This window comes from Neorhizobium galegae, assembly GCF_017877135.1.
Taxonomy (GTDB): domain Bacteria; phylum Pseudomonadota; class Alphaproteobacteria; order Rhizobiales; family Rhizobiaceae; genus Neorhizobium; species Neorhizobium galegae_A.
Genome location: NZ_JAGIPH010000003.1, coordinates 303,978 through 320,096 on the forward strand (window position 1 = coordinate 303,978; position 16,119 = coordinate 320,096).

General features: G+C 62.6%; 13 protein-coding genes. 11 read left to right on the forward strand and 2 right to left on the reverse strand.

Annotated features, from left to right (window positions below):
• The first annotated feature begins 312 nt into the window (after positions 1 to 312).
• Positions 313 to 2,973 carry a ComEC/Rec2 family competence protein gene (locus tag J2858_RS11675; protein WP_210104978.1) on the forward strand — a complete coding sequence of 887 codons (2,661 nt, stop codon included), beginning with the start codon at positions 313 to 315 and terminating at the stop codon, positions 2,971 to 2,973.
• Here the strand turns inward: J2858_RS11675 and lexA are convergent.
• Positions 2,954 to 3,673, reverse strand: a complete 720-nt coding sequence (lexA, locus tag J2858_RS11680) for a transcriptional repressor LexA (protein WP_210104979.1) — start codon at positions 3,671 to 3,673, stop codon at positions 2,954 to 2,956. The genes J2858_RS11675 and lexA overlap by 20 nt on opposite strands.
• Positions 3,674 to 3,830: 157 nt before the next feature.
• On the opposite strand from lexA, the gene J2858_RS11685 reads away from it, so the two are divergent.
• Entirely contained in the window at positions 3,831 to 4,715 is an 885-nt protein-coding gene (locus tag J2858_RS11685) for a VOC family protein (RefSeq protein WP_210104980.1), read from the forward strand.
• Positions 4,716 to 4,717: 2 nt separating this feature from the next.
• The gene (kdsA, locus tag J2858_RS11690) at positions 4,718 to 5,563 is read left to right on the forward strand and encodes a 3-deoxy-8-phosphooctulonate synthase (RefSeq protein ID WP_210104981.1); all 846 of its coding nucleotides are present in this window, start codon (positions 4,718 to 4,720) and stop codon (positions 5,561 to 5,563) included.
• A 65-nt stretch (positions 5,564 to 5,628) separates the two neighbouring features.
• On the opposite strand, the gene J2858_RS11695 is transcribed toward kdsA, so the two are convergent.
• A complete protein-coding gene (locus J2858_RS11695; RefSeq protein ID WP_245365731.1) occupies positions 5,629 to 7,479 on the reverse strand; it encodes a methyl-accepting chemotaxis protein in 1,851 nt (616 codons plus the stop codon).
• A gap of 258 nt (positions 7,480 to 7,737) precedes the next feature.
• Between J2858_RS11695 and eno the strand changes: the two genes are divergently transcribed.
• From eno to lpdA, 8 genes are all read left to right on the forward strand, one after another.
• Positions 7,738 to 9,012: a phosphopyruvate hydratase gene (gene eno, locus J2858_RS11700; RefSeq protein WP_210104982.1), complete on the forward strand. Its 1,275-nt coding sequence runs from the start codon at positions 7,738 to 7,740 to the stop codon at positions 9,010 to 9,012.
• 219 nt (positions 9,013 to 9,231) lie between these two features.
• Positions 9,232 to 9,549 (forward strand): FtsB family cell division protein, encoded by a 318-nt coding sequence (locus J2858_RS11705; protein WP_210104983.1) that lies wholly within the window; start codon positions 9,232 to 9,234, stop codon positions 9,547 to 9,549.
• 185 nt (positions 9,550 to 9,734) lie between these two features.
• Positions 9,735 to 10,736 carry a pyruvate dehydrogenase (acetyl-transferring) E1 component subunit alpha gene (pdhA, locus tag J2858_RS11710; protein WP_377298895.1) on the forward strand — a complete coding sequence of 334 codons (1,002 nt, stop codon included), beginning with the start codon at positions 9,735 to 9,737 and terminating at the stop codon, positions 10,734 to 10,736.
• Between the two features lie 17 nt (positions 10,737 to 10,753).
• Positions 10,754 to 12,169 (forward strand): pyruvate dehydrogenase complex E1 component subunit beta, encoded by a 1,416-nt coding sequence (locus J2858_RS11715; protein WP_210104985.1) that lies wholly within the window; start codon positions 10,754 to 10,756, stop codon positions 12,167 to 12,169.
• Between the two features lie 15 nt (positions 12,170 to 12,184).
• Entirely contained in the window at positions 12,185 to 13,531 is a 1,347-nt protein-coding gene (locus J2858_RS11720; RefSeq protein ID WP_210104986.1) for a pyruvate dehydrogenase complex dihydrolipoamide acetyltransferase, read from the forward strand.
• Positions 13,532 to 13,545: 14 nt separating this feature from the next.
• On the forward strand, positions 13,546 to 14,184 hold the full coding sequence (locus tag J2858_RS11725) for an SGNH/GDSL hydrolase family protein (RefSeq protein ID WP_210104987.1): 639 nt from the start codon (positions 13,546 to 13,548) through the stop codon (positions 14,182 to 14,184).
• Between the two features lie 83 nt (positions 14,185 to 14,267).
• Complete coding sequence (locus J2858_RS11730) at positions 14,268 to 14,534, forward strand: YdcH family protein (RefSeq protein WP_210104988.1); 267 nt, start codon at positions 14,268 to 14,270, stop codon at positions 14,532 to 14,534.
• 86 nt (positions 14,535 to 14,620) lie between these two features.
• Positions 14,621 to 16,066, forward strand: coding sequence for a dihydrolipoyl dehydrogenase (lpdA, locus tag J2858_RS11735; RefSeq protein ID WP_210104989.1), 1,446 nt, complete (start codon positions 14,621 to 14,623; stop codon positions 16,064 to 16,066).
• The last annotated feature ends 53 nt before the right edge of the window (positions 16,067 to 16,119 follow it).

A 16,119-nucleotide genomic window follows, 5' to 3' on the forward strand; every position in this document is an offset into this window, starting at 1 on the left:
TGATCCTCCGATGGGCGGAATGGCGCAAAACGCGCCAGATGAGTGAAGCCTCTGAAAGTAGCTATATGATCTAAAGCGTGCTGCCAAGCGCTTGGCGCGGGTAATTGTGCAGCGCGAAAACCGACGGCATACGGCAGCTTCGCGGCCAGGCAAGACCACATTCCGGCAGCGGGCCGGCAGCAGGCTCGATTAAATCGATCCAATCAGGGCGGGCGGTCAATCGCGGCCGAAAGCTGCGATTGACCGGGCGAGTTAAACAGGTGCAGGTTGTGTTTCGGTTAAGGTGGATGACCCGATTTCCGAGGAGGCGCGGTGGCGCAGGCGGACATCCCGGCAGGCGAATCGGTGCGCGAGACGATGGCGTTTTCGCGCAGTCTCCGGCTGCCCGTGAGAGCCTTCGAATCCCTTCCTCTCCCGTCCATTCAACACAACCGGGATCTCGACGCGACGGTTCTAGACGCACGCGAAAGTGATCGCGCGCCCTGGCCTGCGAAGGTGGCGGCATGGTGCGCGGAAGAGGAGGCGCATGGGCGCGCCTTCCTGTTTCTCCCGGTGTTTCTGGGGCTTGGCGCCATCCTCTGGCTGACGTCTCCCACGACGCCATCCACCGTTCCCGCCTTCTGCGCCCTGCCGCTGATCCTTGCGGCTGTCTTGCTGGCAAGAGCGGGCCGTCGCGTCATGTCCTGCTGCCTCCTGGTTCCCGGGTTGATCTGCGCGGGTGCGGCCCTTGCCGAGATCGAAAGCCTGCGCAACTCGACCATCCTCCTGGACGCGCCCGTGACCACACAGATCGAAGGCATTGTCGAAAAACGCGAGGCGGCCGCAAGCGGGCGCTGGCGCTATACGGTGCGCCTCATCTCCACTGCCGCACCGGTGATTGCCCGCCCGCCGGAGCGCGCGGTGATCCTCTCCCGCGCTGCACACAGACCGTTCGAGACCGGTGACCGCATCGCCGGCAAGGTGCGGCTGTCGCCCCCCTCGGGCCCTGCACTTCCGGGGCTGGCCGATTTCGCCTTCTCTGCCTATTTTCAAGGCACCGGCGCCGTGGGCTATTTCTATGGCCCGCCGCAGAGGCTTGGCACCGGCATCACGCAAAGCTGGACGACCACCGTCATCGGCAAGCTGTTCGAGTTGCGCAGCGACATCGGCACACGCATTCGCACGCTCGTGCCCGGAGACGCCGGTGCGTTTGCCGCAGCCATCGTGACCGACGAGCGCCGCGCCATTTCCGACAAGACCGTCGAGGCGCTGCGGGTGGCGGGTCTCGCGCATATCATCGCCATTTCCGGGCTCAACATGGCGCTTGCCGCCGGCATCTTCTTTGTCGGGGCGCGCCTGCTGCTCAGCGCATTTTCCGGTCTTGCCCAGGAGGTGGCGATCAAGAAGATCGCCGCCCTTGGCGCGATCGCCATGGTGACGGCCTATTACCTCATCTCCGGCTTTGGCGTGTCGGCCGAACGTGCCTATGTGATGATGGTGATCATGCTCGCCTCCGTGCTGTTCGACCGTCCGTCGATCAGCCTGCACAACGTGGCGCTTTCGGCCGTGGTGATTCTGGTGCTCACCCCTTCCGCGGTGCTTGGCCCGAGTTTCCAGATGTCGTTTTCCGCAACAGTCGCGCTGGTGGCGGGCTACGCCGCCTGGTCGCGCTTTCGGGGCGACCAGCACAATCCGCTCAGCGCCCGCCAGCCGCCGGTGCTTGCCGTCACCGCTGCCGTATCGGGCATGGTGGCAGGGGTGGTGATGACGTCGCTCATCGGATCGCTCTCCACCTCGATCTACTCGATCTCCCATTTCCATCGCATCGCAACCTACGGCCTTGCCGGCAACCTCGCGGCCATGCCGGTGATCTCGCTGATCGTCATGCCGGCCGGCATGCTGGGCATGCTGATGATGCCGTTCGGACTGGAGGCTCCGTTCATCAAGATCATGGGCTATGGCGTGCAGCTGGTCATTGCCATTGCAGAAACGGTGGCGGGCTGGGGCGGCGATGCGGCTGTCGGGCGCCAGAGCGTCTGGCTGCTTCCTCTTGCGTCGATTGGCTTTCTCCTCCTCGTTCTCCTGCGCACCCGATTGAAGCTGGTCGGTGCGGCGATTATGGCCGTAGCACTGACCGTCTCTTTCTGGCCCAGAGGTGCAGCGCGTCCCGACCTCCTGGTGTCCGACGATGCGACCCTCGTGGCCCTCGTCGAGGAGAATGAGGCGGCCGTCAGCCGCCGCACGCCACCCGAATTCACCTATCGCCAATGGCAAAATGCCTTGATGATCGACAAGACCCTGCATCCCATCATGGCGAAATCCTCCGCCGGACCGCTCCCGGCATCATCCGACCTATCCTCAAAGCCCGCGATGCGGCCGCTTGCAGGCGCGAAAAACAACCCATCGAAAGCATCGGCTGAGGACCGCGCAGATCGAACGCCCGCAGCCGGCGCCATCGACCTGCTCGCCGAAGACATCCCGCCGCCGGAACCGCCGGCGCGCGACGGCCGTGCGCCAGAAAATATCGACAATCCAGACAATCAAGCGCGGGCGCTCAGCACGCAGGAACGGCGCGAGGCGGCGGTGGCGATGGCCGATGCATTCCGTACCGCGCCGGCTGGCCGATTCGCCTGCCTCGCCCGGATCGGCTGCTTTGCCCGCTCCGCAGACAAGATCCGCATCGCGGTAATCGAGGATGCCCGCTATGCCGGAACCGCCTGCGACACCTCCGACATCGTCATTGCCGCCCGCGCCCGTTTCGAAACCTGCCGCTCCGGCGCGCTAATGCTGACGGAAAAGACGCTCCGCAAGACGGGTGCCCTGGAAATCCGCTTTGCGCAGAGCGCCACGCGCGCCAATTGGACGGCAACAGCCGCCAATGTCGGCCATTCACGCCCGTGGAGCCTGCACCGCAGCTACGACTGGAAGACGCGCCGTTTCGACGACACGCTCCCGCAACCCGTCTCCGCCCTGCTTAATGGTAGCGACGGATAAGACCGACCAGCTTGCCCTGGATCTTGACCCGGTCTGGACCAAAAATACGGGTCTCATAGGCAGGGTTTGCCGCCTCGAGCGCAATCGAGGCGCCCTTGCGACGAAACCGCTTCAGCGTGGCTTCCTCGTCATCGACCAGCGCCACGACGATGTCGCCGGGCGTTGCCGTACTGCCGTTGCGGATGATGACGGTATCGCCGTCGAGAATCCCCGCCTCGATCATCGAATCGCCCTTGACCTCCAGCGCATAATGTTCGCCGGTGCCCAGCATTTCGATCGGCACGCTGATGGCATGCGTATTGTTCTGGATGGCCGAGATCGGCACGCCGGCTGCGATGCGTCCCATGACGGGAACGGTGGCAGAACCGCTATACTCTTCCACCGGCGGCGCGGGCGGGGCAGGGCGCGCGGCCGGCGTCTTGCCAAGGCTGCCTTCGATGACGCTCGGCGAAAAGCCGCGCCGAGGTTGGGCCGGCGGCACATAGGATTCCGGCAGCTTGATCACCTCGAGCGCCCGCGCCCGGTTCGGCAACCGCCGAATGAAGCCACGTTCCTCGAGTGCCGTGATCAGCCGGTGAATGCCCGATTTCGAGGCGAGATCGAGCGCATCCTTCATCTCGTCGAAGGAGGGGGGCACGCCCGCTTCCTTCATTCGTTCGTGAATGAACAGGAGCAGTTCCTGCTGTTTGCGTGTGAGCATGAAGACAACCTCGAAGGGAAACAAATCCAGAACGAACACTATATGTTCCACATGTGTTCCGCAAGCCCTGAAAAGTCGGTGAAAACGCTGTCTAGCCGCGGTTTGTCGCGGCAAGCAGCGAGCGCTAAGCTTGCGCCGATCCATTCTGGAGAGAATCATGCCGCGTCTTATCGATCATCTTGTCCTGCCGGTCTCCTCGCTTGTCATCGCTCGCGCGCGGCTGGAGCGATTGGGCTTCACCGTAGCCCCCGATGCCGTCCACCCGTTCGGCACGCAGAACGCCTGCGTCTTTCTGGCGGACGGCACCTATCTCGAGCCGCTGTCCGTCGGAGATCCGGTCAAGGCCGCGGAGACAGCTGCGCAGGGCAACGAGTTTACCCGCCGCGACCGCATCTTCCGCGACGCGGTGGGCGAGGACGGGTTTTCCGCGCTGGTGGTATCGTCACAGGATGCCGTGGCCGACCGCGCGCGGTTCGCATCGGCCGGCATCGGCGGCGGCGATTTGCTTGAGTTTTCCCGCGGCGCACGCACGGCAGACGGGCGGGATGTGGTCGCAAGTTTTCGCCTTGCCTTTGCCGAAACGGAATCGAAAGCCTTCTTCTTGTTTGCCTGCGAGCGGCTGAACCCGCTGCCGGCAGACCGAGCGCATCTGGAGCGGCATGCCAACGCCGTGCTCGGCCTTCGCGGCCTGCTGCTCGTCGCCGAGCGGCCGAAGGCCGTGCAAGCCGTTCTGGAAACCATCCTGGATGCCGCGGCACGACCGGTCGAGCATGGTTTCCTGATAGAGGCCCCGAACGGCTTTGTGTCTGTCGAGGAGCCTCGGGCCGTCGAAGCGCATCTGGGCAGCGCGGCCGCCTCTGTGGGGGGCACGACTGAGGTCGCAGAGCCTCTGCAGGGCGCTGCTCTCATCTTTGCCACGGGGGATCTTGCCGTGACAGCGCAATGGCTTGCTGATAAGGACGTGGCTTTCGAGAAGAGTGGCACGCGCATTGTCGTTGCCGCAGCCCCCGGTCAGGGTGCTGCCTTCGTATTTGAGGAGTGATCATGACCGTCACAGCCAATCCAGAGGTTTCCGTCGGCGAAGGCTCGGCCCGCGTCGTATTTTCCAACACCGGCCGCCTGTCGCTGATTGCCGGTCCCTGCCAGATGGAAAGCCGCGATCACGCCTTCATGATGGCCGGCGCCATCAAGGAGATCTGCGACGAACTGGGCCTCGGTCTTGTCTACAAATCCTCGTTCGACAAGGCCAACCGCACGTCGATTGCCGGCAAGCGCGGCATCGGCCTTGATGCCGCCATGGAGATTTTCGCCGACCTCAAGAAGGAATACGGCTTTCCGGTGCTGACGGACATCCACACCGAAGAACAGTGCGCGGTGGTGGCCGAGACGGTGGATATTCTGCAGATCCCGGCATTTCTGTGCCGCCAGACCGATCTTCTGGTGGCTGCGGCAAAGACGGGGCGCGTGGTGAATGTCAAGAAGGGCCAGTTCCTGGCGCCCTGGGACATGAAGAACGTACTGGCGAAGTTCACCGAAAGCGGCAACCCGAATGTGCTGTTGTGCGAACGCGGCGCCTCCTTCGGCTATAACACGCTGGTCTCCGACATGCGCTCGCTGCCCATCATGGCATCGCTTGGGGCACCGGTCATCTTCGATGCGACGCATTCGGTGCAGCAGCCGGGCGGGCAGGGCGGCTCGACCGGCGGTCAGCGCGAATTCGTCGAAACGCTGGCGCGGGCAGCCGTTGCGGTCGGCGTCGCCGGCGTTTTCATTGAAACGCACGAAGATCCGGACAATGCCCCATCGGACGGACCCAACATGGTGCACCTGAAGAACCTGAAGGGGCTTCTGGAAAAGCTTCTCGCATTCGACGCCGTTGCTAAATCCTGACGGATGAGACGGGGCGGCCCGATGCTCGCCCCGTCAACAATTCGCTCTTGTCCGGCCGCGTCGCCCTAAGAGGCCATCCGGCTGCGGCCTGCCTGCCTCTGGCCACCGACGTTGAAGCGGGCGAGATGCTGGCCAAGCCGTGCGGTGTGGCGATTGAGGTCCCCGCAGGCGGCACTGGTTTCTTCCGCCATCGCGGCGTTCTGCTGCGTCACCTGGTCCATCCGGTTGACCGCTTCACTCACTTCGGCGAGCGCATGTGCCTGTTCGCCGGCGGCTGACACGATGTTGCCGATGAGGTCGTTGACCGACTGGATCTGCTGCTCGATGTCGCCCAGGGACTGGCCGGTGCGGTGCACCAGCGCCACCCCGGCATCCACCTGTTTTGACGAAGTATCGATCAACTGGCGGATTTCCCGGGAAGCGCCGGCGGAACGGCCGGCCAGTTCGCGCACTTCCTGCGCCACCACGGCAAAGCCCTTGCCTGCTTCCCCGGCGCGGGCGGCCTCGACACCGGCATTCAGCGCCAGAAGGTTGGTCTGGAAGGCGATCTCGTCGATCACGCCGATGATCTGGCGGATCTGGTTCGACGAATCTTCGATTCTTGCCATGGCATCGACGGCTTCCCGCACAACCAGATTGGAGTTTTCCGCGCTTGCACGGGTGCCGGACATGCGGTTGCTGGCTTCTCGCGCGCGGTCGGTCGTGGTGCGGACGGTGGTGGTAATTTCGGCAAGCGCCGATGCCGCCTGCTCCAGCGAGGAGGCCTGCGATTCGGTGCGCCTCGACAGGTCGTCGGTGCCATGGGCGATGCTGAGGGCGCCGGTTTCAACGGACCGCATGGCATCGCCGATTTCAATCATCGCGTCTTCAAGCGTTTGCAGGCTGCCGTTGAATTCCTGCCGCAGCTTTTCATAGTCGCTGGCAAAGGGAGCGGAAAGGCGGTTGGTGAGATCGCCGGTGGCCAGCCGCCCGAGGCCGGCGCTGAGCGCCGTGATCACGCCGGCGCGGGTGGCATCTTCCTCGGCGCGACGGGCATTTTGCTGGCGCTCGGCACTTAATCCGCGCTCCCGCTCCACCTCCTGCCGCTGGCGCGCGGCAATGCGCTCCTGGGCGTTGCCGCGAAAGACCGTTACGGCGGCCGCCATTTCGCCGATCTCATCACCACGCCCATCATAGGGAACCGGTTTCGAATAATCGCCGCCGGCAAGGATGCTCATGTAATCCCGCATGCCGCGCAATGGCCGGATTGCGCGCCGGTGGAGGCCGATCAGGCCTGCCACCAGAAGGCCAAGCGCCGCCAGACCCGCGGCATATGAGGCCGCGTTCTGGGTGACGGTTTCCTCTGCGGCCTGCTTTTCAGTCGATGAAAGCCGCTGATTGGCTGCGGCCACCAGGGCATCCACCTCGGCGCGATGGACTTCGAACGCGGACTTCAGACTGTTGACGGCGGCGCGGATCGCAGCCGGATCGCCGCCGGCAACGGCGCGCGCGTAGTCGTTATCGAGGATATTCCAAAACCTGTCGCCGCTGGGCTGCACTTTTTCAGCCAGCTGCTGCTTGAACTGCGTGCCAAGCGTCGATGTCGCCCAGAATGTCTTTCGGGCATCATAGTCCTTGTGCAGCAGCGCGATCCGCTTCAGATTTTCCGCCGCAAGCTCCGGATGGTAGGCTCCTTCCGTTGCCAGAAGATAGGTCTCCACCAGAAACAGGGGTGGCGGTAGAATATCGGCAACGAGATCCTTGCCATGGATGATCTGCTCATAGACGGGACCGTTCACCCGCAGCCGGTCGAAAGCGGAATTCTGGATGCCGATGGCGGCGGAAACACCGGTACCGACCAGAAGGCCGAACAGGAGGAGGCTGCGCGAGATGGTGAGGGTCATGAAGGATCCGGTTGCAATAAGCGTGTCGACCATAGGCGCACGCCTGGCCAGGCTGAGCCTATCAGCAACTATGCATCGGAGCCGTTACCAAATGACAAATGCCAAATTTACTGTTGGGCCCAACTTATTGGATTGACGCGAGAAAATGCAACTGCATCAGCCGCCTTCACCCCGGTAGACAGCTCTCGCGGCGCGCGCCGGCGAGACACTGTCATACGCCTGCCATTGTATTTTCCGTCTCTTGGATTAAGACAGTCGGTGATTTCCACCGCATCAGAGCAGGAATAGCCAATGACAGCCATTACCGACATCATCGCCCGCGAAATCCTCGATAGCCGCGGCAACCCGACCGTCGAAGTCGATGTCCATCTCGAGGACGGCAGCATCGGCCGCGCGGCCGTTCCGTCGGGTGCTTCGACGGGCGCGCACGAAGCGGTTGAACTGCGCGATGGCGGCAAGCGCTATCACGGCAAGGGTGTCGAAAAGGCGGTCGAAGCCGTCAACAGCGAGATCTTCGATGCCATCGGCGGCCATGATGCGGAAAACCAGATCCTCATCGACACGCTGATGAGCGAGCTGGACGGCACGCCGAACAAGTCGCGCCTCGGCGCCAACGCCATCCTCGGCGTGTCGCTCGCCGTTGCCAAGGCCGCAGCCGAATCGGCCGGCCTGCCGCTGTTCCGTTATGTCGGCGGCCCGAATGCCCGCCTGCTGCCGGTGCCGATGATGAACATCATCAATGGCGGCGCCCATGCCGACAACCCGATCGATTTCCAGGAATTCATGATCATGCCGGTCGGTGCGGACAGCATCCGTGACGCCGTCCGCATGGGCTCCGAAGTTTTCCACGTTCTGAAGAAGGAACTGGCTGCCGGTGGTCACAACACGAACGTCGGCGACGAAGGCGGCTTTGCGCCGGGCCTGAAGAGCGCCCCGGAAGCGCTCGACTTCATCATGAAGTCGATCGAAAAGGCTGGCTATCGGCCGGGTGACGACATCCAGCTGGCGCTCGACTGCGCCTCGACGGAATTCTTCAAGGACGGCAAGTACGCGCTTGAAGGCGAGGGCCGCACGCTCGAGCCGGAAGCCATGGCCGAGTACCTCGCAGAACTGGCCGCCAAGTATCCGATCATCTCGATCGAAGACGGCATGGCCGAAGACGACTGGGACGGCTGGAAGTACCTCACCGACAAAATCGGCTCCAAGGTGCAGCTGGTCGGCGACGATCTGTTCGTGACCAATTCCGCGCGCCTGCGCGACGGCATCAAGATGGGCGTTGCCAACTCCATCCTCGTCAAGGTCAACCAGATCGGCTCGCTCACCGAAACGCTGGATGCCGTGGAAACCGCGCACAAGGCCGCCTACACCGCCGTCATGTCGCACCGCTCGGGCGAAACGGAAGATTCGACCATTGCCGATCTCGCCGTTGCCACCAATTGCGGGCAGATCAAGACCGGCTCGCTGTCGCGTTCGGACCGGATTGCCAAGTACAACCAGTTGATCCGCATCGAGGAACTACTCGGACCGCAGGCAACCTTTGCCGGCCGTTCGGTGCTGAAGGCCTGATCCGACGGCTTTGACGCAGAAGACATGATCATGGAACGGGCGGTGACCGGTGGGTTTGCCGCCCGTTTGCGTTTTACACGCTTTGGCACCGGCTGACGGCCGCATCTAAGACCCGCCAATATTTCCGACAGGGTGTCGCAAGTGGCCCGGGTTCAACGATTGATTAAGCAAGTTGTGCGAATGTGAGGTCCTGGTAATGCGTTTCAGGATCTTGCTCGCATGTGGACGAGACATCACAAGGAACGGAAATTCGGTCGTCTGGTGCTTCCCGTCATCACGATCGCCTTCCTCTCTTATTTCGGATATCATTCGGTGCATGGCGACCTCGGCCTGATCGCCACGGAAAAGTTCGAGAAGATGCGCGCCGAGCGCGCCGGCGAACTGGCAAAGCTCACCACCAAGCGCAAGGCGCTGGAGCGGCAGGTCGAATTGCTGAGCGATGGCTCACTGGAAAAAGATATGCTCGATGAAACGGCGCGCTATCAGCTGAACGTGTCGCGCGCGGACGAAATCGTTGTGTTCAACAGCTACTTCTGAATTAACCGGAATCTGGTTAATCTTCCTTTTTCCCTGATTTTTCATGGTTTTATATATCATGTGAGCCATGCATTTATGGCATTGCTGGGGCGTGTTTTCTTGCCTATGTTGATGGCAACCAAACAAACACGCAGGGAGGTTAGTGCATGGCGCCCAAGCAAGTCGCGTCCGCGGCCGGTCGAAAGATGGCAGCGAAGCCTGCAAAGAGCAATGGCGGCGCAATCGCCGAGTTCGACAAGGCCGAGGAACTGAAGGCCTATCGGGAGATGCTCCTCATTCGCCGATTCGAGGAAAAGGCCGGCCAGCTCTACGGCATGGGCTTCATCGGCGGTTTCTGTCACCTCTACATTGGCCAGGAAGCTGTCGTCGTCGGCATGCAGATGGCGCTGAAGGATGGCGATCAGGTCATCACCGGTTATCGTGACCACGGTCATATGCTGGCCTGCGGCATGAGTGCACGCGGCGTCATGGCAGAACTCACCGGTCGTCGCGGCGGTCTTTCCAAGGGGAAGGGCGGCTCGATGCACATGTTCTCCAAGGAAAAGAATTTCTACGGCGGTCACGGCATCGTCGGTGCACAGGTGTCGCTCGGCACCGGTCTCGGCTTTGCCAACAAGTATCGCGGCAATGACAATGTCTCGCTCGCCTATTTCGGCGATGGCGCGGCAAACCAGGGCCAGGTCTATGAGAGCTTCAACATGGCGCAGCTGTGGAAGCTTCCGGTCATCTACGTGATCGAGAACAACCGCTACGCCATGGGCACGGCCGTCTCGCGCGCCTCCGCCCAGACCGATTTCTCGCAGCGCGGCGCCTCCTTCGGCATTCCCGGCATCCAGGTGGATGGCATGGACGTGCGCGCGGTGAAGGCTGCTGCTGACGAAGCTGTCGAGCATTGCCGCTCTGGCAAGGGTCCGATCATTCTGGAAATGCTGACCTACCGTTACCGTGGTCACTCCATGTCCGACCCGGCGAAGTATCGCTCCAAGGATGAAGTGCAGAAGATGCGCTCCGAACATGACCCGATCGAGCAGGTGCGTCTGCGTCTGGTGGAAAAGGGCTGGGCCTCGGAAGACGAGCTGAAGGCCATCGACAAGGACGTCCGTGACGTCGTGGCCGACAGTGCCGATTTCGCCCAGGCCGATCCGGAGCCGGATGTATCCGAGCTTTACACCGACATCCTGCTGTAATTCGGGGAGGGAACCTCATGCCTATCAATATCCTGATGCCCGCCCTCTCTCCGACCATGGAAGAAGGCACGCTGTCCAAGTGGCTGAAAAACGAGGGCGACAAGGTCGTCTCCGGCGACGTGATCGCCGAAATTGAAACCGACAAGGCCACCATGGAAGTGGAAGCCGTCGACGAAGGCGTCATCGGCAAGCTGCTGATTTCCGCCGGCACGGAGAACGTCAAGGTCAACACACCGATCGCCGTGCTGCTGCAGGACGGTGAAAGCGCCGATTCGATTGGGTCTTCGGCACCGAAGGCCGATGCCGACACGCCGGCCGCCACCTCCGACGCTGCCGGCGGCAAGGCCCGCCAGTCGACGGAAGAGCCGACGGCCACCACGGACACCGCCAAGGTTCCGGCAGCCCCGAAGGTTGATGTTGCAAGCGACCCGGACATTCCGGCCGGCACCGAAATGGTGATGACGACGGTGCGCGAAGCATTGCGCGACGCCATGGCCGAAGAAATGCGCCGCGATGGCGATGTCTTCGTCATGGGCGAGGAAGTGGCCGAATACCAGGGCGCCTACAAGATCACGCAAGGCCTCCTGCAGGAATTCGGCCCCCGCCGCGTCGTCGACACGCCGATCACCGAGCATGGCTTTGCCGGCGTCGGCGTCGGCGCCGCCATGGCCGGCCTGAAGCCGATCGTCGAGTTCATGACCTTCAACTTCGCCATGCAGGCGATCGACCAGATCATCAACTCGGCAGCGAAGACGCTCTACATGTCCGGCGGCCAGATGGGCGCGCCGATGGTGTTCCGTGGTCCGAACGGTGCGGCCGCCCGCGTTGCCGCCCAGCACAGCCAGGATTACGCCGCCTGGTACAGCTCGATTCCGGGCCTCAAGGTCATCATGCCCTACACGGCAGCCGACGCGAAAGGCCTCCTGAAGGCGGCCATCCGCGATCCGAACCCGGTTGTCTTCCTCGAAAACGAAATTCTCTACGGCCAGTCCTTCGAAGTGCCGAAGCTCGATGATTTCGTTCTGCCGATCGGCAAGGCGCGCATTCACCGCGCCGGCAAGGACGTCACCATCGTCTCCTGGGGCATCGGCATGACCTATGCGGTCAAGGCTGTTGCCGAGCTGGAACAGGCCGGCATCGACGTTGAACTGATCGACCTGCGCACCATCCGTCCGATGGACCTGCCGGCGATCATCGAATCGGTGAAGAAGACCGGCCGTCTGGTCACCATCGAGGAAGGCTATCCGCAGGCCTCCGTCGGCGATTTCATCGCCAACCGGGTGCAGCGCGAAGCCTTCGACTATCTCGATGCGCCGGTGCTGACGATTGCCGGCAAGGACGTGCCGATGCCTTACGCGGCCAATCTCGAAAAGCTGGCTCTGCCGAATGTCGGCGAAGTCGTTCAGGCCGTCAAAGCCGTCTGCTACAAATAAGGGAAGGGCGGAAAGATGCCAATCAACATCACGATGCCCGCCCTCTCTCCCACGATGGAAGAGGGCAACCTCGCCAAGTGGCTGGTCAAGGAGGGCGACACGGTGAAGTCCGGCGACGTCATCGCCGAGATCGAAACCGATAAGGCCACGATGGAAGTCGAAGCGGTCGATGAAGGCACTGTTGCCAAGATCGTCGTTGCCGCCGGCACCGAAGGCGTGAAGGTCAATGCGCTGATTGCCATTCTTGCCGCAGACGGCGAGGATGTGGCGACGGCTGCCGCCGGTGGCGGTTCTGCAGCACCGGCGCCGAAGGCGGAGGCTGCTCCGGCAGCGAAGGCCGAGGCCGCAGCGCCAGCCGAAAAGGTGGAAGCTGCCCCGGCTGCTGCAAAGGCTGAAGCTGCACCCGCATCGTCCGGTGAGCGCGTCTTCTCCTCGCCGCTCGCCCGCCGCGTTGCCAAGGAAGCCGGCGTCGATATTGCCAAGGTTTCCGGCTCCGGTCCGAAGGGCCGCGTCATCAAGGCCGACGTGGAAAAGGCTGTGGCCGGCGGTTCCACCAAGGCGGCGCCTTCTGCCGCACCGGCTGCTGCTCCGGCACCGGCTGCTGCGCCGACGCTTGCAAAGCCCGCTTCCGACGATGCCGTGCTCAAGCTGTTCGACCCGAGCTCCTACGAGCTTGTGCCGCATGACGGCATGCGCAAGACGATCGCCAAGCGCCTCGTCGAATCCAAGCAGACGATCCCGCATTTCTATGTGACGGTCGATTGCGAACTGGATGCGCTGCTGGCACTGCGTGCGCAGCTCAACGATGCCGCCCCCCGCAAGGATGGCGCACCGGCCTACAAGCTCTCAGTCAACGACATGGTGATCAAGGCCATGGCACTTGCGCTGCGCGACGTGCCGGATGCCAACGTCTCCTGGACGGAAGCCAACATGGTCAAGCACAAGCATGCCGATGTCGGCGTGGCCGTGTCGATCCCCGGCGGCCTGATCACCCCGATCATCCGCAAGGCCGAAACCAAGACCCTGTCTGCCATTTCGGCGGAGATGAAGGATCTCGGCAAGCGGGCCAAGGATCGCAAGCTGAAGCCGGAAGAGTATCAGGGCGGCACCACCGCCGTGTCCAACATGGGCATGATGGGCGTCAAGAACTTCGCAGCCGTCGTCAACCCGCCGCATGCCACCATCCTGGCCGTCGGCGCGGGTGAGGAGCGGGTCGTGGTCAAGAACGGCGAGATGAAGATCGCCAACGTCATGTCCGTGACACTGTCGACTGACCATCGCTGCGTCGATGGCGCGCTCGGGGCCGAACTGCTCGGTGTCTTCAAGCGCTACATCGAAAATCCGATGGGCATGCTGGTCTGACCCGGGAGCGGCCGATGCAAACCGTTCTCGCCTTCGGCGACAGCCTGACCTGGGGCTATGACCCGGACACACTGTCGCGCCACGCCTATGAGGACCGTTGGCCGAGCGTGCTGGAAGGCGCGCTCGGGCCGTCTGTCCGGGTGATACCCGAGGGCCTGAATGGGCGCACCACCGCCTATGACGATCATCTCGCCGATTGCGAGAGGAACGGCGCGAAACTTCTGCCGAGCCTTCTGGAGACGCATGCGCCTCTGGATCTCATCATCATCATGCTGGGCACCAATGATCTGAAGCGGGGGCCGGCCGGATCGGCCTTTGCGGCGGTGCGCGGCATGAAGCGGCTGGTCAATCTGGTCTACTACCATGTCTGGGGCAGCGATTTCGACGCACCGGACATCCTGCTCGTTTCGCCGCCGAAAATTTGCGAGACGGCCAATGTGCCGTTTGCGGCAATGTTTCGCGATGCGCTGGAAGAGTCCGCCATGCTGGCGAGCCTCTACCGCGATCTCGCCGACGAGATGGGCTGCAGCTTTTTTGATGCGGGATCGGTGTGCCAGACCACGCCGCTCGATGGCATTCACCTCGATGCAGAAAATACCCGGGCGCTCGGACGGGGTCTGGAGCCGGTCGTGCGCATGATGCTGGGGCTTTGAGGCCCAGTCGGTTTGATCAGGGTCAAGGAGAGGAAAAGCCTGTGGTTGCACTATGACATCTCATCCCGAACGGAGGACATGTCATGTCGAACACACCCCATCACCTTGCGGAAGAATTTCCGGATCATCTGGTGCTGATGCGGCACTTGAGGGAGACGGACGGTCATTTCCACCGGCTTGCGGTGGAATATGAAGACATCAATCATCGCATTCATCGGGCCGAAACCGATATCGAGCCCAGCGATGATCTTTTCGTGGCAGAGCTGCGCAAGCAGCGCCTGGCAGTGAAGGACGAACTGTACGGGATGTTGACGCTGGCCGAGCCGAGGCCCGAGACCATCGAGGTCTAGGCGGCTAAGGCAGCGCCCGCTCCCGGATAAAAGAACAGGAAACGGCTTTGGCCGTATTTCGAGATCATCCAAGGAGTGGAAGCGCCATGGCTCAGTCCTACGACATCATCATCATCGGCTCGGGTCCGGGCGGCTATGTCACCGCCATTCGGGCAGCCCAGCTCGGGCTGAAGACGGCCATCGTCGAGCGCGAGCATCTGGGCGGCATCTGCCTCAACTGGGGCTGCATCCCGACGAAGGCGCTGCTGCGCTCCGCCGAGATCCTGGATCATGCCAATCATGCAAAATCCTTCGGCCTGACGCTGAACGGCTCGATGACGGCGGATGTGAAGGATGTCGTGGCCCGCTCGCGCGGCGTCTCCGCACGCCTCAACGGCGGCGTCGGCTTCCTCATGAAGAAGAACAAGATCGACGTGATCTGGGGCGAAGCAAAGCTGACCAAGCCCGGCGAGATCGTGGTCGGCCCGATGACGAAGCCGGTCGTTCAGCCGCAGAACCCGGTGCCGAAGGGCGTGCTGGGCGAGGGCACCTACACGGCCAAGCATATCATCGTTGCAACCGGTGCCCGCCCGCGGGCGCTGCCCGGCATCGAGCCGGACGGCAAGCTGATCTGGACCTATTTCGAGGCGATGAAGCCCGACTTCATGCCAAAATCCATGGTCGTCATGGGCTCAGGCGCCATCGGCATCGAGTTTGCCTCCTTCTATCGCTCCATGGGCGTCGATGTGACGGTGGTTGAACTGATGGCGAACATCATGCCGGTCGAGGACGTGGAAATCTCCACCTTCGCCCGAAAGCAGCTGGAAAAGCGCGGCCTGAAGATCATCACCGAAGCCAAGGTGTCCAAGGTCGAGAAGGGCGCCGATTCGATCACGGCGCATATCGAGACCAAGGACGGCAAGACCCAGACGATCACCGCCGATCGCCTGATCTCGGCCGTTGGCGTGCAGGGCAATATCGAAAATCTCGGCCTTGAAGCGCTCGGTGTAAAGACCGATCGCGGCTGCATCGTCATCGATGGCTATGGCAAGACGAACGTGCCGGGCCTCTATGCGATCGGCGACGTGGCCGGTCCGCCGATGCTGGCCCACAAGGCCGAGCACGAAGGCGTCATCTGCGTTGAAAAGATCGCCGGCGTTCCGGGCGTCCACCCGATGGACAAGGCGAAGATCCCCGGCTGCACCTATTGCAACCCGCAGGTCGCCTCGGTCGGCCTGACGGAAGCCAAGGCCAAGGCGGAAGGCCGCGACATCCGCGTCGGCCGCTATTCCTTTGCCGCCAACGGCAAGGCGATCGCGCTGGGCGAGGACCAGGGCATGGTGAAGACCATTTTTGACAGGAAGACGGGCGAACTCATCGGCGCGCATATGGTCGGCGCGGAAGTCACCGAACTGATCCAGGGTTTTGTCATCGCCATGAACCTCGAGACGACCGAGGAAGAGCTGATGCACACCATCTTCCCGCATCCGACGCTGTCGGAAATGATGAAGGAAAGCGTGCTCGACGCCTATGGCAAGGTCTTGAACGCCTGAGGGCGGACATATCCGCAGACCCGGCGCGAGGATGCGCCGGTGCGTGAGGAAAG

Excerpts from the sequence above, each read along its gene's own strand:
- lexA (WP_210104979.1), bottom strand. The coding sequence starts at position 3,673 with ATGCTCACACGCAAACAGCAGGAACTGCTCCTGTTCATTCACGAACGA.
- J2858_RS11685 (WP_210104980.1), top strand. The coding sequence starts at position 3,831 with ATGCCGCGTCTTATCGATCATCTTGTCCTGCCGGTCTCCTCGCTTGTC.
- kdsA (WP_210104981.1), top strand. The coding sequence starts at position 4,718 with ATGACCGTCACAGCCAATCCAGAGGTTTCCGTCGGCGAAGGCTCGGCC.
- J2858_RS11695 (WP_245365731.1), bottom strand. The coding sequence starts at position 7,479 with ATGGTCGACACGCTTATTGCAACCGGATCCTTCATGACCCTCACCATC.
- eno (WP_210104982.1), top strand. The coding sequence starts at position 7,738 with ATGACAGCCATTACCGACATCATCGCCCGCGAAATCCTCGATAGCCGC.
- J2858_RS11705 (WP_210104983.1), top strand. The coding sequence starts at position 9,232 with ATGTGGACGAGACATCACAAGGAACGGAAATTCGGTCGTCTGGTGCTT.
- pdhA (WP_377298895.1), top strand. The coding sequence starts at position 9,735 with ATGGCAGCGAAGCCTGCAAAGAGCAATGGCGGCGCAATCGCCGAGTTC.
- J2858_RS11715 (WP_210104985.1), top strand. The coding sequence starts at position 10,754 with ATGCCTATCAATATCCTGATGCCCGCCCTCTCTCCGACCATGGAAGAA.
- J2858_RS11720 (WP_210104986.1), top strand. The coding sequence starts at position 12,185 with ATGCCAATCAACATCACGATGCCCGCCCTCTCTCCCACGATGGAAGAG.
- J2858_RS11725 (WP_210104987.1), top strand. The coding sequence starts at position 13,546 with ATGCAAACCGTTCTCGCCTTCGGCGACAGCCTGACCTGGGGCTATGAC.
- J2858_RS11730 (WP_210104988.1), top strand. The coding sequence starts at position 14,268 with ATGTCGAACACACCCCATCACCTTGCGGAAGAATTTCCGGATCATCTG.
- lpdA (WP_210104989.1), top strand. The coding sequence starts at position 14,621 with ATGGCTCAGTCCTACGACATCATCATCATCGGCTCGGGTCCGGGCGGC.